The organism is Streptomyces gardneri (genome assembly GCF_006539185.1).
GTDB lineage: Bacteria > Actinomycetota > Actinomycetes > Streptomycetales > Streptomycetaceae > Streptomyces > Streptomyces gardneri.
Map to the genome: position 1 here is coordinate 93,072 of NZ_BJMN01000023.1, position 22,622 is coordinate 115,693.

The following is a 22,622-nucleotide window of genomic DNA, read 5'->3' on the forward strand; positions in this document are numbered from 1 at the left end:
AGCGGTCGGTTGCATACTAAGCGGTCGCTTGCCCCGGGGGGAACGGCTCAGCCCGACTTCTTGGGGCGCGCCCTGACGTGCATGCGCTCCCCCTGCGGCCCGAACAGGCTCAGGAACTCCACCGGCCCTTCGGCCGTCGGTCCGAACCAGTGCGGGACGCGCGTGTCGAACTCCGCGGCCTCCCCGGCGGTGAGGACGACGTCGTGCTCGCCGAGGACGAGCCGCAGCTTCCCGGAGAGCACGTACAGCCACTCGTACCCCTCGTGCACACGGGGCTCGGGGGTCTCGGTGGGCTTCTCCTGGATCACCTTGTACGCCTGGAGTCCGCCGGGCTGCCGGGTCAGCGGGTACATCGTGCGGCCGTGGCGCACGATGGGCCGCGCCTTGACCCGGGGGTCGCCGACGGCGGGGGCGCCGACCAGCTCGTCGAGGGGGACCTGGTGGGCGCGGGCGAGCGGGAGGAGCAGTTCGAGGCTGGGCTTGCGCTGCCCGGACTCCAGCCGGGAGAGCGTGCTCACGGAGATGCCGGTGGCGGCGGAGAGTTCGGCCAGGGTCACCCCCCGGTCGCGGCGGACGCGGCGGAGCCGGGGACCCACCTCGTTCAGCACGGCGTCGATGCGGTCGTCGTCTTCGGTCATGCGTCCAGTCTTGCAGAAACGGCAAGAACCTTTGCCGTTCTCTCCGGTGCGGGCGACTCTCGGGTCATGAGCACGAACGTGAGGAGCACGGACATGACACACACGGAGGAGCGGTACGACGTCGTGGTGGTCGGCGGTGGTGCGGCCGGCCTCAGCGCCGCGCTGATCCTGGGCAGGTCGCGCAGGCGCACCCTGGTGGTGGACGCGGGCGAGCCCCGTAACGCCCCGGCGGAGCACATGCACGGCGTCCTGTCCCGGGACGGCGAGAGCCCCGCCGCGTACCTGGAGGCCGGGCGGCGCGAGATCGCCGCGTACGGGGTGGAGTGGCGGGACGGCCGGGTGACGGGCGCGGCGCCGGACGGGCACGACGGGTTCACGGTGTCCCTCGCGGACGGTGCGGCCGTCGGCGCGCGCCGGCTCATCGTCACGACCGGGCTCGTCGACGAGCTCCCGAAGCTCGACGGGGTCGCGGAGCGCTGGGGGCGGGACGTGCTGCACTGCCCGTACTGCCACGGCTGGGAGGTCCGCGACCGGGCCTTCGGCGTGATCGCGCACCCGGCGATGCCGGTGCATCAGGCGCTGATGGTCTCCCTCTGGTCCAAGGACGTGACGCTCTTCCTGCACACGGTCGGGGAGCTCTCCGCCCATGACGCGGCGCTGCTCGACGCGGCCGGGGTCACGGTGGTGGAGGGCGAGGTCGCGGGGCTCGTCGTCGAGGACGACCGACTGACCGGGGTACGGCTCGCCGACGGCCGTGTGGTCGCCCGGTCCGTGGTCTTCGTCGGGGCCGATCGCCTCCTGCCCCGGGACGGCGTCCTGCGGCAGCTGGGGGCCGCGCTGCGCGAGACGCCGTTCGGCGAGTTCGTGGCGGTGGACGGGACGGGCCGCACGAGCGTGCCGGGCGTCTGGGCCGCGGGGAACGTGACGGGCCCGAAGGAGCAGGTGGTCGACGCGGTCGCGCTGGGCTACCGCGCCGGCGTGACGATCAACAACGAGCTGCTGCTCGGCGACCTGGAGGACGCGGTGGCCGGTCGGCCGCGCGGATGAACCGGTGTCGCTGCGGCTGCGCCGCCGCGACGCAGGGGTGAGGATCGGTCATGGTGGCCGGAAGCCGGTGGGACCGGCGGCGGGGCTCCGGCAGTCTCGGACGACGGAAGGACAGGACACCTCCCATGCTCGGTACGCAGTTCACCACGGGTTCCCCCAGTTGGATCGATCTCGGCAGCCCCGACACCGAGGCCGCCGCCGCGTTCTACGGCGCCGTACTCGGCTGGGAGTTCCGCTCGGCGGGACCGGACGCCGGCGGCTACGGGTTCTTCCAGCAGGACGGCCGCACGGTCGCCGCGCTCGGCCCGCTCACCGAGGAGGGCGCGAGCAGCGCCTGGACGGTGTACTTCCGGACGCCGGACGCGGACGCCACGCAGAAGGCCGCCGAGTCCGCGGGCGGCACCGTGCGCGTCCCGGCGTTCGACGTCATGGACGCGGGCCGCATGGCGGCTCTCACGGACCCGGGCGGTGCCCAGTTCGCCGTCTGGCAGCCGGGGACCACCCAGGGCCTGGAGCGGACCTCCTCGGTCAACACCCTCGTCTGGGCGGAGCTCCACGTCGCCGACCCGGAGTCCGTCCTGGCCTTCTACCGGACGCTGTTCGGCTGGCGGTGGGCCGAGATGGAGGCACCCGGCATGACGTACCGGGTGATCTCCACCGCCGAGGGCGACCAGGAGGACGCCTCCTTCGGCGGGGTCGCCGAGCTCCAGGGCAAGACGCCGCACTGGATCCCGTACTTCGCGGTGGAGGACGCCGACGCGATGGCCCGGACGGCGCAGGGCAACGGCGGCTCGGTCCTGATGCCGGCGGCCGACATCCCCGACGTCGGCCGCATCGCCTGGCTCGCCGACCCCTTCGGCGCCCCCTTCGCGGTGCTGAAGCCGGCGCCGATGGGGTGAGCGGGAGCCGTGCGGTCAGCGGTCGCGTGAACGGCCCTGCAGACGCCGGGCGCCCAGCAGCAGGGCGTCCCAGCCGATCGACTCCGGCACCGGCAGCAGCTCCGCGACGACCTGGTCCCGACGGTGGACGAGGAGCAGGCCGTCCTTGACCGTCGTCAGACGGATCTCGTGCCAGGGGTGGCTCCAGAGCCGGTCCCTCGCGTCCCAGAGCTGGAGGTGCCGATCGGTCACGCGCAGCCCCCAGCGGTCGACCTCCGAGGGCTTCGTCGCCCGCCCGTCCACCACGGGCGGGCGTACGGCGTACTCGCTCAGCACCGTCTCGCCCCGTTCGAGCGCCGCGTTCCGCATGCCGTATGTACGGCCGCCCCGGACACCCAGCCAGACACCGACGGCGCAACTGAGGGCCGCCGTCAGAGCCCCCGCCGATGCGAGGTGCTCGAAGAGCCAACCGATCCCGAGGCTGAGAGAGGTCACGAACGGCGCCGCCGCCCCCACCACTCCGCCCAGGAGCCCTCCCCCGACGGTGCTGCGGCGGATCCGCAGGCGCTTCTCGTCCTCCGTGAGCGTCGGTTTCGTGACGTCCCGCGATTCCACGTCCGTCATGCCCGTTCCCCCTCCCCCGGGGGCGCCCCCGCGCCCCTGTCGACCCTAGCGGGCGAAGAGTTCGAACGTCACCGCCGGACGGTCGCCGAAGCGGGCCGCGGCGCGGCTCGTCGCCGCGGTGAGGAAAGAGCGGACGTACGCCTCCGGGTCCTCGTCCGTCAGGGCCTCGATGTAGGCGCGGTGGCAGAGGAGGGAGCGGACGGCGCGGTCCAGGCCGGGGGTCGCGTCGACCGCGTGGGTCGGGGTGCTGGAGGCGGCGACCGCGACCCAGCGGACGCCGTTCCAGGGCTCCAGGCCCTGTTCGGTCAGCTCGGAGAAGATCCAGCGGTTTCCGGCGTCGGCCGCCGCGTCGAGCGTGGCGCGGCCGACGGCCAGGTGGTCGGGAGTGTTCCAGGGGGCGCCGGGGCCGCCGCCCCAGGTGTCGCGGTGGTTGAGGGTGATGACGAGCTCCGGGCGGTGGCGGCGGATCGCCGCCGCGATGTCGCGGCGCAGGCCGAGCCCGTACTCGATGACGCCGTCGCGGTGGTCGAGGAAGTCGACCGTCCCGACGCCGACGACGGCGGCGCTGTCCCGCTGCTCGCGCTCGCGCAGCGGGCCGCAGACGTCCGGGGCGAGGGTGTCGATGCCGGCCTCGCCGCGCGTGGCGAGGACGTAGACGACCTCCTTCCCCTCGTCCGTCCAGTCGGCGACGGCGGCGGCGCAGCCGTACTCCAGATCGTCGGGGTGGGCGACGACCGCGAGGGCCCGCTGCCAGTCGCGGGGCATGTCCAGGAGATCCGTGGCGTCGTTCTCGATCATGAGCGCAGGATACGGGTCGCGTCCGAGACGGTCGGGCGGAACGCTCCGGCGAGGATCACCGAACGCGAGACGTGCCGCGGGCGATCGGGGTTGAGGCCGCGCCGGTCCGCGAGGGCGACGGCGAGCCGCTGGGCGCGGACGAGCGCGGCGACCGGGTCGATCGCGTCGGCGGCGAACAGGGCGCCGGTGGACTCCACTTCGTCCCGGAGGCCCGAGGGAGCGGGACCGAGACAGCAGACGAGGCTGGTCCGGTCGCTGATGCTGATCGGGCCGTGCCGGTACTCCATCGCCGCGTACGACTCCGTCCAGGCGCGGGCCACTTCACGGACCTTGAGGGCCGCCTCGTCGGCGAGGCCCACGGTCCAGCCGGTGCCGAGGAAGGTGAACTGACCGCGTCGCTCCCAGACGGCGGGGAGCCGCTCGTACAGCACGAGCTCCGCGTCGGCGATGGCCGGGGCGAGGTCCACCCCGAGCCCCGCGCGCAGGAGTTGGAGCGCCGTGGTGGCGAACCGGGTCTGGACGACGGAGCGTTCGTCGGCGAAGGCGAGGTCGACGGTCTCGTCCGCGAGCTGTCCCGCCGGGCTGTCGGGGACGCCGGTGAGCACGAGGGTCGGGATGCGGCCGGCCGCGCCGGCGAGCAGGTTCACGACCTCCGTGGTCGTCCCGGAGCGGGTGAGGGCGACGATCCGGTCGTAGCCGCGGCCGAGAGGTGTCCGGTCCGACGCGGGGAAGGCGTCGGTCTCGCCCGCGCCGAGGGACTCGCGCAGCGCGGCGTAGGCACGGGCGATGAAGTACGAGGTGCCGCAGCCGACGACGGCGACGCGCTCGCCCCGGCGCGGCAGTCGGGCGGCCTCGCGGTCGGCGGTCTCGGCGGCGCGGCGCCAGCAGTCGGGCTGGCTGGCGATCTCCGCGGTCACATGGGTGCTCATGATCCGGTCCTCTCTCGCGGACTCCCCCGTGGGGTCCGGACCGAGTTCTACCGGTACCGGTCAAGAGCACACCATGAGCAATAGGTACTCACTGCTTGGACTTTTTCCCGCAGGAGGCGCGGACGACGAGCCGGGGCCGCAGCTGCACCTGGTGGAGCGGGGCGGCGTCGCCCTCGGCGAGGCGCCGGAGGAGGATCCGCGCGGCCATCCGTCCGAGTTGGTACTTGGGCGGTGAGACGGCGGTCAGCGGGGTCTCCGCGACGTCCGCGAACTCGTTGTCGTAGCTGATCATGGCCAGGTCCTCGGGCACCCGGAGCCCGGCGCGGCGGGCCGCCCCGAGCATCAGCGCGGCCTCCCGGTCGCCGAAGCAGAGCGCGGCGGTGACGCCGGCGGCACGCAGGGCGGCGAGGGCCCGGTCGGCGCGGTCCGGGTCCCAGCGGGCCATGACGTCCCGCTCGTACGGCGGTGCCGCGGGCAGGCCGAGGTCGGCGAGCGCCCGGGCGAAGCCGGACTCGATGGGCGCGGTGGTGGGCGCGTCGGTGCGGGCGACGAGGCCGAGCCGTTCGTGGCCGAGGCCGTGCAGATGGCGTACGGCGTCGTAGGCGCCGCCCTCGTGGTCGGTGCAGACGTGTTCGGTGGCGTCGCCGGGGCCGTGGGCGGCGAGCCGGCGTTCGACGAGGACGGCGGGCACGGGCAGGGCGAGGAGTTCCTCGGCGCGGCGGCCGGGATCGGTGGCGGTGTGCAGGCTCGGGACGAGGAGGAGCCCGTGGACCCCGTCCGAGAGGAGGCGTTCGACGGCCGCGTCCTCCTCGTCGGGGTCGTAGTGGGAGCAGGCGAGGACGAGCCGGGCGCCGTCCGCCGCGAGCTCCTTCTCGATGCCCTGGAGGACGCGCGGGTAGTAGAAGGTGGTGTCGGGGACGAGGACGCCGACGATCCGGCGGCCCGCGCCGCCCCGCTCGGGGCGGTGGGCGGCGAAGGTGCCCGCGCCCTGGCGGCGCTCGACGAGGCCGAGGGCGACGAGGTCCTCGTAGGCGCGGCGTACGGTCGTCACCGACAGGCCGGTCTCGGTGGCGAGGGCGCGTTCGGTGGGGAGTTTGCTGCCGGGTGGCCAGGTGCCGTCGAGGATGCCGCGCCGCAGCTCGGCCATGAGGGCCCGGAACTTCAGTTCCCGGCCGGACGCCGGAGTCTCACGTCGTCCCGCCATCCGGGCCCCCTCGTGCGGGCCGGTCGCGCCTCCGGCTCCCTCGCTGTGCGATTGCGCGCCGAATCCTATGCCCGGCCGGTCACTTCTCGCCCCGGGCGAGGGCGAGCAGCCGGTCGAGGACGCGCGGGCCGCCGGCCCGTACGCCGTCGTGCTCGAACTCGTCGGTCACCCAGGTCCGCAGGCCGCGCACGGCGCTCGCCGTTTCGAGGGAGTGGGCGGTGTCCACGTACATGTCGTCGTGGTAGACGGCGGCGGCGACCGGGACCTCGTTGGCGGCCAGGCTCTCGGGGTCGTAGAGCGGGGCCCAGTCGGCGCGCGCGGCGAGCAGTTCGGCGGTCTCGCGGAGCGGCCGCAGCGCCGGGTCGGTGCGGAAGTGCCAGGGGTGGACGGTCTCGCCGGTGAAGAGGAAGGGCTCGCCGGCGGAGAGCGCCGCGGCGGCGTCGAACTCGGGGAACTCGCCCCGGACCCGCTCGGCGGCCCAGTCGGTGGGGCCCTGTCCCTGGGCGTAGATGGCCTCGTGGAGGACGGCGTAGAGCGGGTGCCCGGCGTACGACAGGTGGGCCTGGACCTGTTCGAGGAAGGCATCGGCGAGCACCGGTCCGCCCAGGGCCGGGACGAAGGCCTGTTCCAGGAGCAGATGGAGCTGGTGGGTGCCGTCGCCGGAGCCGAGGAGGATGCCGAGGGACTGGAAGGCCTCGACGGTCAGGAGCCCCCCGCCGGGGAGGGTGACCTCGTGGTCGAGGAGGTGGGCGGCGATCGCCCGGGCGCGTTCGGCGTCCTGCGGGTAGCGGGCGAAGTGGGCCTCGTTCTTGCGCCGGACGCGGGGGTAGGCGGCGCGGTAGACCTCGTCGGCCGTGGCGTACAGGGACGGCAGGCCGCCGGTCACGAGGACCGTATCCAGGCCCTCGGGGGCGGTGGAGAGGTAGTGGGTCGCGCAGAAGCCGCCGAAGCTCTGGCCGAGGACGGTCCAGGGGGCGCCGCCGGTGAGGCGCCGCCGGATCAGTTCGCAGTCCTTGACGATGGAGTCGGCGCGGAAGTGGGCGAGGTAGCCGGCCTGCTCGGCCGGGGTGCCGCGCAGGGGCAGGGTCTGGCGGTTGGCGGGGGTGGAGCGGCCGGTGCCGCGCTGGTCGAGGAGGAGGACGCGGTACTCGCGTACGGCCCGGCCGAGCCAGGCCTGCGGCCCGACGAAGCGGCGGGCGCCGAAGCCGGGTCCGCCCTCCAGGTAGACCAGCCAGGGGAGCCGTTCCCGGTCCTTGTCGGCCGTCCCGCTCGCGACGAGCTCGCGGCCGTAGATCTCGATCCGCTCGCCGTCGGGGCGGGTGTGGTCGAGGGGGACGGGGAAGCGGTGGTCGGTGAGGACGAGTCCCGGCTGGCGGTAGGTGGTCAACGCTGCTCCTGCTCCTGATCGGTACGCCCCCGCCAGGACAGTGGATCACATGGCGGGGGCGTACCGGAGCCGGGCGCGGTCGGCGGACCGGCGGGAGGTCAGGAGGTGGGGAAGGAGTCCGCCGTCCTGATGCGGTCGCGGATCCAGACGCCGGCGGGCTTGAGGGAGCCGGTGCCGGTCCAGCTTCCGCCGGCGGCGCAGGTGCCGGGCTTGAAGACGGCGCCGCTGCGCTCGTCGTCGGAGAAGTTCCAGTTGACCCAGCTGATCTTCTTCGCGGCCATCAGGTCGAGGTACTTCTTCGTCATGGTGAAGTCGTTCGCGCCCTCGCCCGCGTAGTTCTGCGTGCCGAACTCGGTGACGAAGACGGGCAGCTTGTCGGCGGCGCGGGAGAGGGTGTTCAGGTACTCCTCCCGGTGGGAGTACGCGTAGAAGTGGAAGGTGTACATGATGTTGGCCGCGTTCACCGGGTGGGAGACGACCTCGGACTCGTTCGAGCCCTCCGAGACTCCGAACGAGGACCAGGCGCGCGTGCCGACGAGGACCGGGGTCTCGGCGTCCTTTGCGCGGATGACGGGGATGAGCTGCTCGGCGTAGCTCTTGATGCGGGACCAGGAGACACCGCTGGGCTCGTTGGCGATCTCGTAGAGCAGGTTGGTCTTGGAGCCGTGGCGCTTGGCGATCTCGGTGAAGAAGGTCTTGGCGCGGGCGAGGTTGTGGTGCGGGTCGCCCGGGTCGAGCATGTGCCAGTCGACGATCACGTACATGCCGCGCGCGGTGGCCTGCTCGATGAGCGAGTGGGCCAGGTCGGTGTACTTGCGGGGGTCGGTCTCGTAGCCGTCCTCCTGGACGTACGTGGAGACGCGCAGGACGTCGGCGTTCCAGTCCTTGGCGAGCGCGTCGAGGGAGCCGCCCGTCAGGCACTGGGAGTACCACTGGGTGCCGTGGCTGGACATGCCGCGCAGCTGGATCGGGTTGCCGTACTTGTTGCAGAGCTTGGTGCCGCAGACCGCGAGCTGGCCGTTGATCGCGGCGGGGGTGGCCGCGGTCGCGCGGGCGGGGGCCGCGCTGACGGTGGGCGGTGCGGCGGCGAGGCCGAGGAGCAGGGTGCCGAGTGCGGTGGCGGCGACGCCGAGGCGGCGGAGTCCGGTGCGGGGGCGTATGGATCGTGCCGAAGTCATGGGGGTCTCCCGGAACGATGAAAGCGGAACGAGGAACGAGCAGACTGGAAGGAAACCTTCCTAACGAATGAATAGCAGGGGTCCGGAGCGCCTCGCAAGGGTCATGACAAGAGACGCTGTTCAGCGGGCTGACTCACCGTCCGGCCCGTCAGCGCGGGATCAGGCCCTTGTCGGCGAGGTAGTCGCGCGCCACGTCCTCGGGAAGACGGCGCCAGCTGTCCACCCGTTCGTTGAGCGCCGCCAGATCGGCCGTGGTCAGGACGGTGTTGAGGCGGTCGAGGGCTCCCGTGACGTCCGCGCCGCCGGCGCGGGCCCGATTGACCACGGGCACGATGTGGTCGGCGTTCTGGAGGTTCTTGTCGTCGGCGAGCAGGACGAGCCCGAAGTCGTCGAGCGTGGCGTCTGTGGTCGTCGTGAGCACCATATGGTCCTGGCCGCTCTGGACGGCCTGCTTCGCCTGGGTCGTCCCGACGCCCCTGGGGTCGACGGCGGTCACCTCGATCCCGTACACCTTCGTCAGACCCGGGGCGCAGTACGGCCGCTGGACGCACTCGTCCCCGGCGGCGAGCCGGACGGGGACGCGGGCGGCGCCGAGGTCGCTCAGGGTCTTCAGGCGGTGCTCGGCGGCGAAGGCGGCGGTGACGGCGAAGGCGTTCTGGTCGACGGCCCGGCCGGGGTCGAGGACGGTGAGCCCGCGCGGACCGGCGAGCGCGCGGAGGGCGGTCATGGTCGCGGCCGGGTCGGGCGAGCCGACGGTCGGCGCGTCCGCCCCGTTGACCTTGGCGTTCAGCCAGTCGGCGAAGGTCGCCGCGTACTCCGGTACGACGTCGATCTGCCCGTTCTCCAGCGCGGGTTCGTACAGCTCGCGGTTGGTGACGGAGAGGATCTTCGTGCGGTGGCCGGCCTGCTCCAGGAGCAGTGCGTACATCTGGGCGAGCAGGTCGCTCTCGGTGAATCCGGCCGAGCCGACGACCAGACGGCTGCCGTCACCGGGCTGCGCCGTGACCTGGCCCTGCTGCTCCAGGCTCGGGCCCTCGGCGCACCCGGAGAGCGCGAGGGCGAGGCCTAGGGAGAGCGCGAGGGAGACCGGAACGGCGAGCAGCCGTACACGGGGTGGCCTCACGCGCCGCTCCCCCGTGCCCCGGCGGGCGCGAGGCGCTGGACACCCTCGAAGACGCCCTCGACCAACAGCGCGAGGGCGGCCACGAGGACGGCTCCGGCGACGACCTGCGGAGTGGAGGCGAGGTTGAACCCCGCCGTGATGATCCGGCCGAGGCCGCCGCCGCCGGCGAGCGCGGCCACGGTGGCGGTGGCGACGAGCTGGACGGCGGCGATCCGCACGCCGGTGAGGATCATCGGCAGTGCGAGCGGCAGCTCGACCCGGGTCAGGGTCTGAGCACCCGTCATGCCCATGCCCCGGGCGGCCCGTACGACGTCCGCGTCGACGCCGCGCATCCCGACGTACGCGTTGGTGAGCAGCGGGGGTACGGCGAAGAGGACGAGCGCGATGATCGTCGGCCACTCGCCGTACGGGCCGAGCGGGCTGAGGAGCAGGAGGACGAGGACGGCGAAGGTGGGCACGGCACGGCCCGCGTTGGCGAGGTTCACGGCGAGCCCGCCGCCCTTGCCGAGGTGACCGAGGACGAGGGCGACGGGCAGGGCGAGAAGGCAGCTGAGCGCGAGGCAGACGACGGTGAGGAACAGATGCTCGACGAGCCGGTGCCAGACGCCGTTCTCGCCGGACCAGTGCGCGGCGGTGGTGAGCCAGGACCAGGCGTCGGTCAGCGTGGTCACCCGGCCTGCCCCCGCGTCCACGGGGTGAGGAGCCGTTGCACGCCGAGGAGGAGCAGGTCGGCGACGACGGCGATGACGACGCAGAGGACGGAGGCGGTGAGCACCTGGGCCTTGAAGTAGGTGTTCATCCCCGCGTAGATCAGGTTCCCGAGGCCGCCGTGGCCGACGATCGCGCCGATGGTGACCAGGGAGACGGCGGAAACGGTGGCGATGCGCAGCCCGGCCATGGCCGCGGGCAGCGCGAGGGGCAGTTCGACGGCGAGCAGGAGGCGGATCGGCCCGTAGCCGAGGCCGCGCGCGGCCTGCCGCGTCTCCTCGGGGACCGCGCGGAGCCCGGCGAGGATGTTCCGTACGAGGAGGGTGAGCGAGTACAGGACGAGCCCGGCCACGACCAGCGCGGCGGAGAGGCCGTACACGGGCAGGAGCAGCGAGAACATCGCGAGGGCCGGGATCGTGTACAGGACCGTGGTGATCCCGAGGACGGGCCCGGCCGCCCAGCGCCAGCGGCGCGCGAGGACCGCGAGGGGCAGCGCGAGCAGCAGGGCGAGGGCGACCGAGACACCGGTCAGCTGGAGGTGCTGGACGACGGCGTCCGTCAGGATCTCGTCGCGCGTGGACACATAGGCGCCGCAGATCCAGTCGTTGCGGGCGAGGCAGTCGTCGGGCGGCGCGGTCACCTACCCATTGCAGGCGGTGCGGGGCGCCGCCCGCACTCCCGGCCGGGCCGTTCGGGTGCTCGGACCTCCGTGAGGACGGACCGCATCGAGGACGGGCCTCCGTCGGGTCGGACCTCCGTGAGGTCAGACCTCCTTGAGGACGGACAGGACGTTCCCCGCCGGGTCCGTGAACCAGGCGATCGACGGCCGGCCGTCACCGCCCCGCATGATGCCCTTCTCGTCCGTCTCGAACTCGGGGTAGCGCTCCATGGTCACCCCGCGCGCCGAGAGGTCGTCGACGGCCCGCTCGACGTCGTCCACCTCGAAGTTGAGGATCGTGTACGACGCGGGGGTGTGGTTCTCCTTCGGGTAGACGAAGATCCGGGTCCCGCCGGCCAGGGTGAGGAAGAGCATCCGCATGTCGGCGTCGCCCGCCTCCTCCACCTTCAGTCCGAGGGTCTCCCCGTAGAAGCGCTTGGCGGCGTCGAGGTCGTCGACCGAGAAGCCGCTGAATGCCGAGGTCTCGCCGAACATGACGTGCTCCCTTCCGGGGAACTCTGTCGAGCTCCCCTTCCAGGATCCGCCGACGGGCCGCGAAGCGCTCAGGGGGCGATCGGCAGCTGCCGCTTGTGCTCGGTGAGCTCGTAGCGGCGGACGATCGAGGCGAAGGCGGCCTCCGCGACCGGCTTGCCCTCCAGGAAGTCGTCGATGTCGTCGTACGTGACGCCGAGCGCGTCCTCGTCGGGCTTGCCCGGATCCAGGGTCTCCAGGTCGGCCGTCGGGACCTTCCACACCAGCTCGGCGGGGGCGCCCAGCTCGGCGGCGACCGCGCGGACGCGCCGCTTGGTGAGACCGGTGAGCGGGACGACGTCGGCGGCGCCGTCGCCGAACTTGGTGAAGAAGCCGGAGACGGCCTCGGCGGCGTGGTCGGTGCCGACGACGAGACCGTCGTGGGCGCCGGCGACCGCGTACTGCGCGATCATCCGCTGGCGGGCCTTGATGTTGCCCTGCACGAAGTCCTGGTGGTGGGCGTCGCGGAAGGCGACCCCGCCCGCGAGGCAGGCCGCCAGGGCTGCGTCGCTGGCGGCCTTCACGTCCACCGTGAGGACCTGGTCGGCGCTGATGAAGCCGAGGGCGGTCTGCGCGTCGCTCTCGTCGGCCTGGACGCCGTACGGCAGGCGCATGGCGTAGAAGGTCGCGTCATGGCCGGCGGCCCGGACCCGCTCGACGGCGAGCTGGCAGAGGCGGCCGGCGGTGGTCGAGTCGACGCCGCCGCTGATGCCGAGGACGAGGGAGCGCAGCCCGGTGGAGGTGAGGCGCTCGGCGAGGAAGGCCACTCGGCGCTCGATCTCCACGGCCGGGTCGAAGGTGTCGGACACCTCGAGGTCCCGGGCGATCTGCTGCTGGAGGGCGGTGGACGCCGGGTCGGTCACGGGGGTCTCCTCGTCGGGGCGGGCTGCTGTGTACCGGGGTCGACTCTACGCACCGGGGGCACGGGGTGTCGCCCGGCCCCGGCCGCCCCTCGGGTCAGGACGCGGGCGCCTCGGGGGCGCCGGGGATTTCAGGGGCTTTCGGGGGCTTCGGCGCCTTCGGGGGCTTGGATGCCTTCGGGCCTTTCGGGGGCGCAGAACACCTCGACGCGCTGGACGAGGTTGTTGGCGAAGCCGCCGCGGTTCCACGGGGCGGCGAGCGGCTGGACGTGCCCCTCGGCGTCGGTGGCCCGCACCGTGAGCCGGTGGTGCCCCGGTGTGGCCGTCCAGGACGCGCGCCAGGACGACCAGGCCCATGGGTGCGCGGGGTCGCGGTCGAGAACGGCGTCGGTCCAGGCCGTACCGCCGTCCCCATCGCTCTCGCCGATCTCGACCCGTGTGACCGGTCCGTGGCCGGACCAGGCGCGCCCGGCGAGCGGGACGGGCCCGGGGCGGACGACGCGGGCGCGGGACATGAAGTCCGGGAAGCCGGGCGGGATCATCAGGGCGCGGGGCGCGATGAGGGTGACGGGCGCCCCGGGCTCGTCCCCCTCCGCCGTCGTCCGGATGCGGTAGGCCACGCTCTGCTGGAAGCCGGTGTACGGGGTGGCGGTGACCGTGATGTCGTGGAGCCACTTCACATGGGCCATGCCGTACCAGCCGGGGACGACGAGCCGGAGCGGGCTGCCGTGCTGCGGGGGCAGGGGCTCCCCGTTCATCGCGTACGCGACGAGGACGTCCCGCGCCGGGTCTGCGGCGACCCGCAGGGGCAGGCTGCGCCGGTAGTCCTGCTCGACGCCCCGCTCCACCCCGTGGTCGGCGCCGGTGAACACGGCCTCGACGGCGTCCTCGGCGGTCCCGGCCTCCGCGAGCAGCGCGGCGAGCGGGACGCCCGTCCAGTCGGCGGTGCCGACGGCCTCGACGAGCCAGGGCTGGCTGACGGGCCGGGGAGTGAGGCGGGCGCGGCCGTTCCCGGCGCACTCCAGGGTCACGCGGCGGGTGACGGAGGGGCGGGCGCGCAGCGCGTCGAGGTCCAGGGCGAGCGGCCGGAGGACCCGGCCGCCGACGGTGAGCCGCCAGCCGTCCGGGTCCGTGGCGGGGATGTCGTAGTGCACGAGGACGTAGTGGAGGCCGGGCGGGGTCACGTCGTACCGCAGCGCTTCCAGCGGCAGCCCGTGGTTGCGGGCGGCGAGGGCGAGCTCCTCGGCGGAGATGCCCTCCTCCGGGCCCGCGACCCGTCCTGGTCCGCTGACGCCGCCCGGTGCGCTCGGGGAACCGTCCATCCCCTCATGGTGCGCCGCACGCCTCGGGGTGTCCTGTCGGTGGGGCGGGGAGCGGGCGCCGGACCGCCGTCAGCCCTGCGAGGAGCCGCGGAGCGCTCGGTCGAGGCCGTCCTGCGGGAGGCCGGTGAGGGCGCGCAGGAAGATCTCCTCGTAGGCGGGCTCGCCGATCGTCGCGCGGGCCGTGTCGGTGTACTTCTCGCGGAGGGCGCGCAGACCGGGCAGCCCCCGCCGGGGCTGGCCGGTGGAGCGCCAGTAGGCCTCCCCCGTGCCGGAGACGTCGGCCGCCCGCTCGCCGTCGCCCGCGGCCGCGAGGGCCGTGGCGAGGACGTCGAGGCCGAGGGCGACGCCCAGGCTCGCGCCGAGCCTCCGGGTGCCTTCGAGCATGGCGCGGGCGTGTCCGGCGGCGGCAGCGGGCTCGCCCTCCAGGAGGCCGGTGAGGGCGAGCTGGTACTCCAGGGCGGTGCGGGTCCAGTGCTCGTCGAGCTGCTCGCAGAGGGCCCGGAGCGCGAGGGCCTGCTCGCGGGCCTCGGCGAGCCGGCCGAGACCGGTGAGGGCGAAGACCCGCACGAGGCCGCAGCGGAGCCGGGCGGCGGAGTCGGCCGGTCCGCCGGGCACGGCGTCGAGAACGTGGTCCACGACGACGAACGCGGCCATGGTGCGGCCGGTGGTCAGGGCGAGGAGCCCGGCGAGGGCGGCGGCGTCCAGGGTGAGGTCGCCCCGCCGGGGTCGCCCGGCCTCGGCGTACGGATCGGGGTGCGCGTCCGGTCCGGGCGCTTCCGCCCGCTCCGCCTCCAGGGCTTCCTCGTACTCCGTGAAACGGGCCTCGCGGGCGCAGCGTTCGCTGACCTCCTGGGCCGGGCCGAACTCGCCCTGGAGGACGAGGGTCACGCCGAGCGCCCACAGGGCGCGGGCCCGGGCGCGGCCGCGCGAGCCGCTGAGGAGCAGGGCCTGTTCGAGGCCGTCGCGGGCCTCCCGGAGGCGGCCGCGGCAGGACCAGGCGAAGGCGACGGAGCCGACGAGGTCGAGGGCCGCGTCGGGGTCGGTGCGCAGCAGCCGGTCGAGGGCGGTGCGGAGGTCGGTGTGGTGGGCGTCGACGGTCCGGTACCAGCGCAGTTGGCGGGTGCCGTGCCAGGCGGTCTCGCCCCGGCGCGCCAGACCCCGGAAGTGGGCGGCGTGCCGGTCGGCGACGGTCCCGGTCTCGCCGGTGCGGTCCAGCCACGTCGCCCCGTACGCGCGGATCGTGTCGAGCATCCGCAGTCGGCCGCCCGCGTCCGGCGGACGGACGACGGAGGCGCGGACCAGACCGTCGAGCGCGGCCGGGAGGGTGGCCCGGTCGAGCGGGCCACCGATGCAGACGGCGGTGGCCGACTCCAGGTCGAAGGGGCCGCGGAAGACGGAGAGCCGGGCCCACAGGAGGCGTTCGAGCGGGGCGCTCAGCTCGTGGCTCCAGCCGATGGCGGCGCGCAGGGTCTGGTGGCGGCTCGGCCACACCCGTTCGGTGTGGGCGAGGAGGTCGAAGCGGGCGGACGGCGGCGCGTCGAATCGGGTGCCGAGCTGGTCCCGGACGGCTTCGGCGCCCTGGAGGCGGATCTGGGCGGCGGCCAGTTCCAGGGCGAGGGGGATCCCTTCGAGGCGTACGCAGATCTCGCCGGCCGGACCGGCCGCGGGGAAGTCCTCCCCGGCGGCCCGGCGGAGCAGCTCCAGGGCGTCGCCTCCGGCGGGCGGCAGCGGGTCGAGGGCCACGACCCGCTCGCCTTCGACGCCGAGGGGGCGTCGGCTGGTGGCGAGGACGGTGAGTCCGGGGGCGGCCGCGAGGAGTTCGGTGACGAGCCGGGCGCAGGGTTCGGCGAGGTGCTCGCAGGAGTCGAGGACGAGCAGCAGCCGGTCGTCGGCGAGCCGGCGGCAGAGCCCGGTGGTCGCCATGCCGGGGGTGTGGTCGGAGAGGTCGACGGAGTCGGCGACGAGGGCGACGAGGAGGCGGTCGCCGTCGAGCGGGGTGAGGTCGGTCCACCAGGCGCCGTCGGGGTACAGGCCGGCGGCCCGGTGCGCTGCGCGCAGCGCCAGGCGGGTCTTCCCCACTCCCCCGACGCCGGTCACGGTGACGAGGCGGTGCTCCGCCAACGCGGCGGATATTCGGCCCAGTTCCGTGCGGCGTCCCACGAAACCGGGGTTCTCGTCCGGCAGATGTCCACGCACGGGAGCAGTCTCCCTCATGAGAGCGACGAACGGGCGTCCGGCACCGGTTCGTTACGGACCTCGGACCGAGGCGTCGACGCCTTCCCCGACCGTTCACCATGCCGCACCGCGGCCGTTACGGCTACCCCTCTCCGACGGTCACGACGACCGAGTGCCATCCCTGCGCTCCGTCGGGCATGGTGTCGGTGCGCTCTTCCGGCTGGGTGGCGCCGGTGCCGTCGGTGGCGCGGACGGTGAGGGTGTGCCGACCCGGGGTCGCCGTCCACGGGTACAGCCACTGGCGCCAGGTGTCGCTGCTGTCCTCGGCGGCGAGCCGGGCCTCCTGCCAGGGGCCCTCGTCGATCCGTACCTCGACCCGGCGGATGCCCCGGTGCTGGGCCCAGGCGACGCCGGCGACCATCACGGTGCCGGCGGCGGGGCGGGCGAAGGAGCGGGGGGTGTCGATGCGGGACTGGGTCTTGACGGGTGCCTGGGCGGCCCAGCCGCGCGGGACCCAGTAGGCGTCGTAGGCGGCGAAGGTGGTGAGCTCGATCGACTCGATCCACTTGCAGGCGGAGACGTATCCGTAGAGGCCGGGGACGACCATCCGGACGGGGAAGCCGTGGGTGAAGGGCAGGGGTTCGCCGTTCATGCCGAAGGCGAGGAGGGCGTCACGGCCGTCCATGACCTGCTCGACGGGGGTGCCGATGGTCATGCCGTCGACGGAGCGGGCGACCAGCTGGTCGGCGGGGCCGCCTTCGGAGGGCGGGCGGACGCCGGCCTCGCGGAGGAGTTCGGCGAGGGACACGCCGAGCCAGCGGGCATTGCCGACGTACGGGCCGCCGACCTCGTTGGAGACGCAGGCGAGCGTGATGTCCCGCTCCACGATCCGCCGGGTCATGAGCTCCGGCAGGGTGAGCGTGAGTTCCTCGCGGACGCCGCTGCCGTGGAGGCGCAGCCGCCAGCCGTCGGCGTCGACCCTGGGGACGACGAGCGCGGTGTCGACACGGTAGAAGTCGCGGTTGGGGGTGAGGAAGGGGCTGATGCCGGGTACGCGGAGCTGGGCTCCGGCAGGGACGGCCGGTGCGGGGGATGCGGGCCGGGGCAGCCGCAGGGCCGCCCGGGAGGCGGCGGCGTTCCCCTCGACGGGGCTTCCGACCGCCCTGGCGACGGCGGCGGCGCCGGTCGCGGCGAGGCCCGCGGACGCGGCCACGACCAGGAAGTTCCGCCGGTCGGCACGGGCGGCCCCGGATCCGGAACGGGCCCTCCGGGCGAAGAGGAGGCCGATCAGGGCGTAGAGCAGGACCGCGCCCGCGCAGGCGCCCACCAGCGAGGGCACGGCGTCGAGGGCGGAGTCCGAGTCGGGGCGGGTGACGGCGGCCAGGGCCCCGAGGAGACCGAAGGCTCCGACCGCCGCCGAGCCGAGCAGCCGGTGGCGCAGGGCGAGCAGCCCGATCCCGACGGCGAGGAGGCCGAGGATGATCAGGATGCCGAGTTGGAGGACGGCCTTGTCGCTCTCTCCGAACGTGCGGATCGCCCACTCCTTGACGGCCGCGGGCGTCCGGTCGACGACGGCCCCGCCGACCGCCGGCACGGGGCTCGCCTCGGGCCGCACCCAGAAGGCGGCGAGGTCCGCGACGGCGAGCGAGACGTACGCGGCGAGCAGGCCGCCGACGGCGGCCAGAAGTCGGTCCGTGCGGGTCGGCTCGGAGGGTGGTTTGGAGAGGGTCATGCTCCTCATTCGGCATGGACGGCGCTCCGGATGGGCCGATTCACCTGGAAGGCGGACAGTTGTGGGGTGCTTCGGCCGTTCCGGGAGCGCCGCTCGCCCCTCGCTCTCGGGGGTTCCGTGGCTACTCGGGCATCAGCACGGTGTCGATGATGTGGACCGTGGCATTGGCGGTGGGGACGTTTCCGCAGACCACCTTCGCGGAGTCGTCGACCGTGAAGGACTCGCCGGAGCCCTCGGTGGTCAGCGTGCTCTTCTGGAGGGTCTCGAAGGAGCCGTTCTCCAGCTGCTCCGGGCTCAGCTTCCGGCCCACCACGTGGTACGTGAGGATGTCAGTCAGCAGCGCCTTGTCGGCGAGGACCTTGTCCAGGTCGGCCTTCGGGATCTTGGCGAAGGCTGCGTCGGTCGGCGCGAACACCGTGATGTTCTCCGCGTTGTTCAGTGTGTCGACGAGGCCGGCCTTCTTGACGGCCGCGACCAGCGTGGACAGTTCGGGGTTGTTCGAGGCGGCCGTGGCCACCGGGTCCTTCGCCATCCCGTCGAAGGAGCCAGCGCCCTCCTTCGGTACCGAGGCGCACCCGGGGCCGAAGGGGCCGTCGGCCGTCGTGGCGGTCGCGCCCGACTGCGACGGGGCCGCCGCGGGGGCCGCCGCTCCGTCACCGCTCGCCTCGGCCGAACAGGCGGTCAGGCCCAGCGGCAGAAGCAGGGCGGCGGTCGCGGCGACGGTGGCGCGGCGGAAGGTCTGGGTGTTCATGATCACTCCTGGGGCTTCGGGTCCACCGGTCGGCGACCCTCATCGGCCATTCGGTGCGGGGCCGCGTCCGGATGCCTCCGTGAACCCGAAGGAGTGAAGAGGATCGACCGACCCGCCTCGGCGGGCGGAGCTGTGCGGAGAAGTCTCCGGCACGACCCGTCCGCCGGGCCGTCGGCTCCGAAGACCTCCCGTACCCAAGTGATTCCTGGAGGAAATCGCCGGTGACAGAGAACGTGTGGATCGGCGGTGTCCGACCCGCGGCTCCGGATCTTCCCGAGCTGATGGGGCGTGTGGCGCTCGGCGACCAGCAGGCCTTCACGGCCGTCTTCGAGGCCGTGTCCGGGCCGGTGCTGGGTCTCGTCCGCAGCGTCCTGCGGGACTCCGCCCAGTCGGAGGAGGTCGCCCAGGAGGTGCTGGTCGAGGTGTGGCGGACCGCGGCCCGCTACCAGCCCGCACGAGGGGCGGTGATGACCTGGGTCCTGACGCTGGCGCATCGCAGGGCCGTCGACCGGGTGCGCTCCGAGCAGGCGGCGTCGAACCGTGAGAAGCGGGTGGCGCTCCTGGAGCACACGGCCGCCTACGACGAGGTGGTGGAACAGGTGGAGGGCAGGCTGGAACGGGAGCAGGTCCGGCGCTGTCTGCGGGGTCTCACCGAGCTGCAGCGTCAGTCGGTGACCCTGGCGTACTACCGGGGCCTCACCTACCGCGAGGTCTCGGAGCTGCTGTCCGTGCCGCTGGGCACCGTCAAGGCGCGGATGCGCGACGGGCTCATCCGGCTCCGGGACTGTCTGGGGGTGGGGGTGTGAACGCCGTCGATCCGCACATGCTGACCGGCGCGTACGCGCTCGACGCCCTGGACTCCGGGGAGCACGAGGCCGTCCGGCGCCATCTGGCGGAGTGCCCGTCGTGCGCCCAGGAGGTGCAGGAGTTCTCCGAGACCGTGGCCCGACTCGGTCTCGCCGTCGCGGTGACGCCGCCCGCCACCCTGCGGACGGGAGTGCTTGAGCGGATCGCGACCGTACGCCAGGAGCCGCCGGCGACCACGAGGGCGGCACGGACCTCGCGCGGGCCGCGTGGCTTCCGGCGGTGGTCGCGCTGGGCGCTGGCGGCCTGTCTCGCCGGGGCCGTCGGCCTCGGCGGTGTCGCGGTCCGGCAGCAGGGGCTGGCCGAGGAAGCCCGGCAGGAGGCGGCCCGCGCGCGTCAGGCGAACGACGCCGTGGCGGAGGTCCTGGCCGCTCCGGACGCCCGGGTCTCCACCAGCCGGCTGGACGGGGGCGCCGTGGGTACGGTCGTCGTCTCGGCCGCGCTCGACCGCGCAGTGTTCGCGGCTTCCGGGATGGCGCCGCCGCCGGCCGGCAAGATCTACCAGCTCTGGTACGACGACGGGGGCACCATGCGGTCCGCCGGGCTGATGGATCCGGGGTCCACGGCCGGGGTGGCCCTCCTCCAGGGGCCCGTGGACGGGGCGAAGGGGATGGGGGTCACCGTCGAACCTGCCGGCGGCTCGGGACGGCCGACCTCCGACCCGGTGGCGGTGCTCGCCTTCCCCATGGATTAGCGCACCGTCCCCACGGGTCAGCGCACCGCTCCCACGGATCAGCGCACCGTCCCTCACCCAACGGCCGTCCGGAGGTCATTTCGTCCCGTCGGCCGGGCCCATGTGCTCGCCCGGCGTGGCCAGTTCCTCCACGGCCCCCGCCCCCACGACCGCACCGGTGGACTTCTTGCCGCGCCGCAGTCGGCCTTCGAGCCAGGAGGCGAAGGTGGTGAGCGCGAAGTTGAGGACGACGAAGATCACGGCGACGACGGTGAAGCAGGCGATCGTGTTGGCGCCGTAGTTCGCGCTCATCGGGCGGACGGAGGCGAGGAGTTCGGAGAAGCCGAGCATCGCGCCGCCGAGCGCGGTGTCCTTGACGATGACGACGAGCTGGCTGACGAGAGCGGGCAGCATGGCGGTGACGGCCTGAGGGAGCAGGACGTAGCTCATGGTCTGGCCCTTGCGCATGCCGATGGCCTTCGCCGCGTCGGTCTGGCCGCTGGGCAGGGAGAGGATGCCGGCGCGGACGACCTCGGCGAGCACGGAGGCGTTGTAGAGGACGAGGCCGGTGACGACCGCGTACATCGGGCGGATGTCCGGGCTGATGTCGGTGAACTCGGAGTACGCGGCGTTGGCGAAGAGCATGAGGATCAGGACGGGGATGGCCCGGAAGAACTCGACGACGGTTCCGGCCGCGCCGCGGAGCCAGCGGTGGTCGGAGAGCCGGAAGATGCCGAGGAGGGCGCCGAGCGGCAGCGCGATCACCATGGCGAGCGCGGCGGCGATCACGGTGTTCTTGAGGGCGGGCAGGAGGTACGTCTCCCAGACGCGGGCATCGGTGAAGAAGGGCGCCCACTTGGCCCATTCGAGCTGGTTCTTGTCGGCGAGGCTCACCACGACCCACCACACCACGGCGGCCAGGGCGACCAGGAACAGCAGCGTCCAGAGGAGGTTGCGCCGCCGGGCGCGCGGCCCGGGGACGTCGTAGAGGACCGTAGGTCTGTCCTTCTTCACCGTTTCACCGCCACCTTCTTGGCAACCCAGCCGAGGAACAGGCCGGTGGGCAGGGTGAGGCAGATGAACCCGAACGCGAAGATCGTGGAGATGAGGATGAGTTGGGCCTCGTTCTCGATCATCTCGCGCATCAGCAGGGCCGCTTCGGCGACGCCGATCGCCGCGGCCACCGTGGTGTTCTTGGTGAGGGCGATCAGGACGTTGGCGAGGGGGCCGACGACGGAGCGGAAGGCCTGCGGGAGCACGATGATGCGCAGGACCTGCGGGAAGCTGAGCCCGATGGCGCGGGCCGCCTCGACCTGTCCGAGGGGGACGGTATTGATGCCGGAGCGGACCGCCTCGCAGACGAAGGCGCTCGTGTAGGCGGTCAGGCCGAGGATGGCGAGCCGGAAGTTGATCGTGGTGAACCGGTCGGCGCCCAGGCTGACCCCGAGGGTCTGGAAGAGTCCGAGCGAGGTGAAGACGATGATGACGGTGAGGGGGATGTTGCGGACGATGTTGACGTAGGCGGTGCCGAAGCCCCGCATCAGGGGGACGGGGCTGACGCGCATGGCGGCCAGCAGCGTCCCCCAGATCAGGGAGCCGATCGCGGAGTAGACGGTGAGCTGCACCGTCACCCAGAAGGCTCCGAGCAGGTTGTACCCCTGGAGGAAGTCGAACACGGCGGCCTGCTCACTGGACGATGACGCCGATCTTCGGGGCGGGTTCGTTCTGGTAGCCGGCGGGGCCGAAGTTCTTCTTCACCGCCGCGTCCCAGGAGCCGTCGGCGACCATCTTCTCCAGAGCCGTGTTGATCTTGGCCTTGAGGTCGCTGCCCTTCTGGACGCCGATGCCGTAGTTCTCGTTGCTCATCTTGAAGCCGCCGAGCTTGAACTTGTCCTTGAACTCGGCCTGCGAGGCGTATCCGGCGAGGATCGAGTCGTCGGTGGTGACGGCGTCGATGACACCGTTCTCCAGGCCGGTCAGGCACTCGGAGTAGCCGCCGTACTCCTGGAGCTGGGCGTCGGGGGCGATCTTGTCCTTGACGTTCTGCGCGGAGGTCGAGCCGGTGACCGAGCAGAGCTTCTTGTTGTTCAGGTCGGAGGGCTGCTTGATCGAGTCGTCGTCGGCCCGGATCAGGACGTCCTGGTGGGCCAGGAGGTAGGGACCGGCGAAGTCGACCTTCTCGGCCCGCTTGTCGTTGATCGAGTACGAGGCCGCGATGAAGTCCACGTCTCCGCGCTGGAGCAGCGTCTCCCGGTCGGCGCTCTTGGCCTCCTTCCACACGATGTCGCCCGGTTCGTGGCCGAGCTCCTTGGCGATGTACGTCGCCACGTCGACGTCGAAGCCCGTATAGGTGCCGTCCGGCGTCTTGAGACCGATGCCGGGCTGGTCGTACTTGATTCCGACGGTGATCTCGTCCTCACCGTGGTCACGGGACACGTCTGCGGACGCTCCGGACGCGAGTCCCGCCGACGTGAAGGAGAGGACGACGGCCGCTGCGACGGCCACGGTGGTCCTGCCGGTCCTGTGGACGTTCATGTGAATC

General features: G+C 73.1%; 23 protein-coding genes. 4 read left to right on the forward strand and 19 right to left on the reverse strand.

What is annotated here, in order from left to right; translation table 11 throughout:
* Positions 1-47: 47 nt before the first annotated feature.
* The gene (locus SGA01_RS18710) at positions 48-638 is read right to left on the reverse strand and encodes a helix-turn-helix domain-containing protein (protein WP_057950545.1); all 591 of its coding nucleotides are present in this window, start codon (positions 636-638) and stop codon (positions 48-50) included.
* 93 nt (positions 639-731) lie between these two features.
* Between SGA01_RS18710 and SGA01_RS18715 the strand changes: the two genes are divergently transcribed.
* Together SGA01_RS18715 and SGA01_RS18720 are read left to right on the forward strand one after the other, a co-directional pair.
* The gene (locus tag SGA01_RS18715; RefSeq protein ID WP_167534133.1) at positions 732-1,685 is read left to right on the forward strand and encodes an NAD(P)/FAD-dependent oxidoreductase; all 954 of its coding nucleotides are present in this window, start codon (positions 732-734) and stop codon (positions 1,683-1,685) included.
* Positions 1,686-1,810: 125 nt separating this feature from the next.
* The gene (locus SGA01_RS18720; protein WP_141297616.1) at positions 1,811-2,584 is read left to right on the forward strand and encodes a VOC family protein; all 774 of its coding nucleotides are present in this window, start codon (positions 1,811-1,813) and stop codon (positions 2,582-2,584) included.
* 15 nt (positions 2,585-2,599) lie between these two features.
* Here SGA01_RS18720 and SGA01_RS18725 read toward each other — a convergent pair whose 3' ends face one another.
* The 15 genes from SGA01_RS18725 to SGA01_RS18795 form a co-directional block, all read right to left on the reverse strand.
* Positions 2,600-3,187 carry a hypothetical protein gene (locus SGA01_RS18725; protein WP_141297617.1) on the reverse strand — a complete coding sequence of 196 codons (588 nt, stop codon included), beginning with the start codon at positions 3,185-3,187 and terminating at the stop codon, positions 2,600-2,602.
* Positions 3,188-3,232: 45 nt separating this feature from the next.
* Positions 3,233-3,985 carry a PIG-L deacetylase family protein gene (locus tag SGA01_RS18730; protein ID WP_141297618.1) on the reverse strand — a complete coding sequence of 251 codons (753 nt, stop codon included), beginning with the start codon at positions 3,983-3,985 and terminating at the stop codon, positions 3,233-3,235.
* Entirely contained in the window at positions 3,982-4,914 is a 933-nt protein-coding gene (locus SGA01_RS18735; RefSeq protein WP_141297619.1) for an SIS domain-containing protein, read from the reverse strand. Before SGA01_RS18735 ends, SGA01_RS18730 begins: the two co-directional genes overlap by 4 nt.
* A gap of 88 nt (positions 4,915-5,002) precedes the next feature.
* Positions 5,003-6,118 carry a GntR family transcriptional regulator gene (locus tag SGA01_RS18740; RefSeq protein WP_141297620.1) on the reverse strand — a complete coding sequence of 372 codons (1,116 nt, stop codon included), beginning with the start codon at positions 6,116-6,118 and terminating at the stop codon, positions 5,003-5,005.
* Positions 6,119-6,197: 79 nt separating this feature from the next.
* On the reverse strand, positions 6,198-7,505 hold the full coding sequence (locus tag SGA01_RS18745; protein WP_141297621.1) for an alpha/beta fold hydrolase: 1,308 nt from the start codon (positions 7,503-7,505) through the stop codon (positions 6,198-6,200).
* A gap of 98 nt (positions 7,506-7,603) precedes the next feature.
* Positions 7,604-8,683 carry a glycoside hydrolase family 5 protein gene (locus SGA01_RS18750; RefSeq protein ID WP_141297622.1) on the reverse strand — a complete coding sequence of 360 codons (1,080 nt, stop codon included), beginning with the start codon at positions 8,681-8,683 and terminating at the stop codon, positions 7,604-7,606.
* Positions 8,684-8,831: 148 nt separating this feature from the next.
* Positions 8,832-9,785 (reverse strand): ABC transporter substrate-binding protein, encoded by a 954-nt coding sequence (locus SGA01_RS18755; protein WP_141297674.1) that lies wholly within the window; start codon positions 9,783-9,785, stop codon positions 8,832-8,834.
* Between the two features lie 17 nt (positions 9,786-9,802).
* Positions 9,803-10,477, reverse strand: coding sequence for an ABC transporter permease (locus SGA01_RS18760; RefSeq protein ID WP_141297623.1), 675 nt, complete (start codon positions 10,475-10,477; stop codon positions 9,803-9,805).
* Positions 10,474-11,154: an ABC transporter permease gene (locus tag SGA01_RS18765; protein WP_055639867.1), complete on the reverse strand. Its 681-nt coding sequence runs from the start codon at positions 11,152-11,154 to the stop codon at positions 10,474-10,476. The genes SGA01_RS18760 and SGA01_RS18765 overlap by 4 nt, the downstream gene beginning before the upstream one ends.
* Positions 11,155-11,277: 123 nt before the next feature.
* Entirely contained in the window at positions 11,278-11,667 is a 390-nt protein-coding gene (locus SGA01_RS18770; protein WP_141297624.1) for a VOC family protein, read from the reverse strand.
* A gap of 68 nt (positions 11,668-11,735) precedes the next feature.
* Complete coding sequence (nadE, locus tag SGA01_RS18775) at positions 11,736-12,566, reverse strand: NAD(+) synthase (RefSeq protein WP_141297625.1); 831 nt, start codon at positions 12,564-12,566, stop codon at positions 11,736-11,738.
* A 128-nt stretch (positions 12,567-12,694) separates the two neighbouring features.
* Complete coding sequence (locus SGA01_RS18780) at positions 12,695-13,885, reverse strand: sulfite oxidase (protein WP_141297626.1); 1,191 nt, start codon at positions 13,883-13,885, stop codon at positions 12,695-12,697.
* 69 nt (positions 13,886-13,954) lie between these two features.
* A complete protein-coding gene (locus SGA01_RS18785) occupies positions 13,955-16,099 on the reverse strand; it encodes an ATP-binding protein (protein ID WP_141297627.1) in 2,145 nt (714 codons plus the stop codon).
* 103 nt (positions 16,100-16,202) lie between these two features.
* Positions 16,203-17,792, reverse strand: coding sequence for a molybdopterin-dependent oxidoreductase (locus SGA01_RS18790; RefSeq protein ID WP_141297628.1), 1,590 nt, complete (start codon positions 17,790-17,792; stop codon positions 16,203-16,205).
* Between the two features lie 121 nt (positions 17,793-17,913).
* Positions 17,914-18,543, reverse strand: coding sequence for a fasciclin domain-containing protein (locus SGA01_RS18795; RefSeq protein ID WP_141297629.1), 630 nt, complete (start codon positions 18,541-18,543; stop codon positions 17,914-17,916).
* A gap of 221 nt (positions 18,544-18,764) precedes the next feature.
* Between SGA01_RS18795 and SGA01_RS18800 the strand changes: the two genes are divergently transcribed.
* The gene (locus SGA01_RS18800; protein WP_268257678.1) at positions 18,765-19,349 is read left to right on the forward strand and encodes a sigma-70 family RNA polymerase sigma factor; all 585 of its coding nucleotides are present in this window, start codon (positions 18,765-18,767) and stop codon (positions 19,347-19,349) included.
* Positions 19,346-20,101: an anti-sigma factor gene (locus SGA01_RS18805; RefSeq protein ID WP_141297630.1), complete on the forward strand. Its 756-nt coding sequence runs from the start codon at positions 19,346-19,348 to the stop codon at positions 20,099-20,101. Before SGA01_RS18800 ends, SGA01_RS18805 begins: the two co-directional genes overlap by 4 nt.
* A gap of 75 nt (positions 20,102-20,176) precedes the next feature.
* On the opposite strand, the gene SGA01_RS18810 is transcribed toward SGA01_RS18805, so the two are convergent.
* The 3 genes from SGA01_RS18810 to SGA01_RS18820 are packed head-to-tail and all read right to left on the reverse strand — an operon-like array spanning position 20,177 to position 22,615.
* Positions 20,177-21,094, reverse strand: a complete 918-nt coding sequence (locus SGA01_RS18810; protein ID WP_141297631.1) for an amino acid ABC transporter permease — start codon at positions 21,092-21,094, stop codon at positions 20,177-20,179.
* The gene (locus tag SGA01_RS18815; RefSeq protein ID WP_141297632.1) at positions 21,091-21,756 is read right to left on the reverse strand and encodes an amino acid ABC transporter permease; all 666 of its coding nucleotides are present in this window, start codon (positions 21,754-21,756) and stop codon (positions 21,091-21,093) included. Before SGA01_RS18815 ends, SGA01_RS18810 begins: the two co-directional genes overlap by 4 nt.
* 10 nt (positions 21,757-21,766) lie before the next feature.
* Complete coding sequence (locus SGA01_RS18820) at positions 21,767-22,615, reverse strand: glutamate ABC transporter substrate-binding protein (RefSeq protein ID WP_141297633.1); 849 nt, start codon at positions 22,613-22,615, stop codon at positions 21,767-21,769.
* Positions 22,616-22,622 lie beyond the last annotated feature (7 nt).

Coding starts and splice junctions, on each gene's coding strand:
- SGA01_RS18710 (WP_057950545.1), bottom strand. CDS start 638: ATGACCGAAGACGACGACCGCATCGACGCCGTGCTGAACGAGGTGGGT.
- SGA01_RS18715 (WP_167534133.1), top strand. CDS start 732: ATGACACACACGGAGGAGCGGTACGACGTCGTGGTGGTCGGCGGTGGT.
- SGA01_RS18720 (WP_141297616.1), top strand. CDS start 1,811: ATGCTCGGTACGCAGTTCACCACGGGTTCCCCCAGTTGGATCGATCTC.
- SGA01_RS18725 (WP_141297617.1), bottom strand. CDS start 3,187: ATGACGGACGTGGAATCGCGGGACGTCACGAAACCGACGCTCACGGAG.
- SGA01_RS18730 (WP_141297618.1), bottom strand. CDS start 3,985: ATGATCGAGAACGACGCCACGGATCTCCTGGACATGCCCCGCGACTGG.
- SGA01_RS18735 (WP_141297619.1), bottom strand. CDS start 4,914: ATGAGCACCCATGTGACCGCGGAGATCGCCAGCCAGCCCGACTGCTGG.
- SGA01_RS18740 (WP_141297620.1), bottom strand. CDS start 6,118: ATGGCGGGACGACGTGAGACTCCGGCGTCCGGCCGGGAACTGAAGTTC.
- SGA01_RS18750 (WP_141297622.1), bottom strand. CDS start 8,683: ATGACTTCGGCACGATCCATACGCCCCCGCACCGGACTCCGCCGCCTC.
- SGA01_RS18770 (WP_141297624.1), bottom strand. CDS start 11,667: ATGTTCGGCGAGACCTCGGCATTCAGCGGCTTCTCGGTCGACGACCTC.
- SGA01_RS18780 (WP_141297626.1), bottom strand. CDS start 13,885: ATGGACGGTTCCCCGAGCGCACCGGGCGGCGTCAGCGGACCAGGACGG.
- SGA01_RS18785 (WP_141297627.1), bottom strand. CDS start 16,099: ATGAGGGAGACTGCTCCCGTGCGTGGACATCTGCCGGACGAGAACCCC.
- SGA01_RS18790 (WP_141297628.1), bottom strand. CDS start 17,792: ATGACCCTCTCCAAACCACCCTCCGAGCCGACCCGCACGGACCGACTT.
- SGA01_RS18795 (WP_141297629.1), bottom strand. CDS start 18,543: ATGAACACCCAGACCTTCCGCCGCGCCACCGTCGCCGCGACCGCCGCC.
- SGA01_RS18820 (WP_141297633.1), bottom strand. CDS start 22,615: ATGAACGTCCACAGGACCGGCAGGACCACCGTGGCCGTCGCAGCGGCC.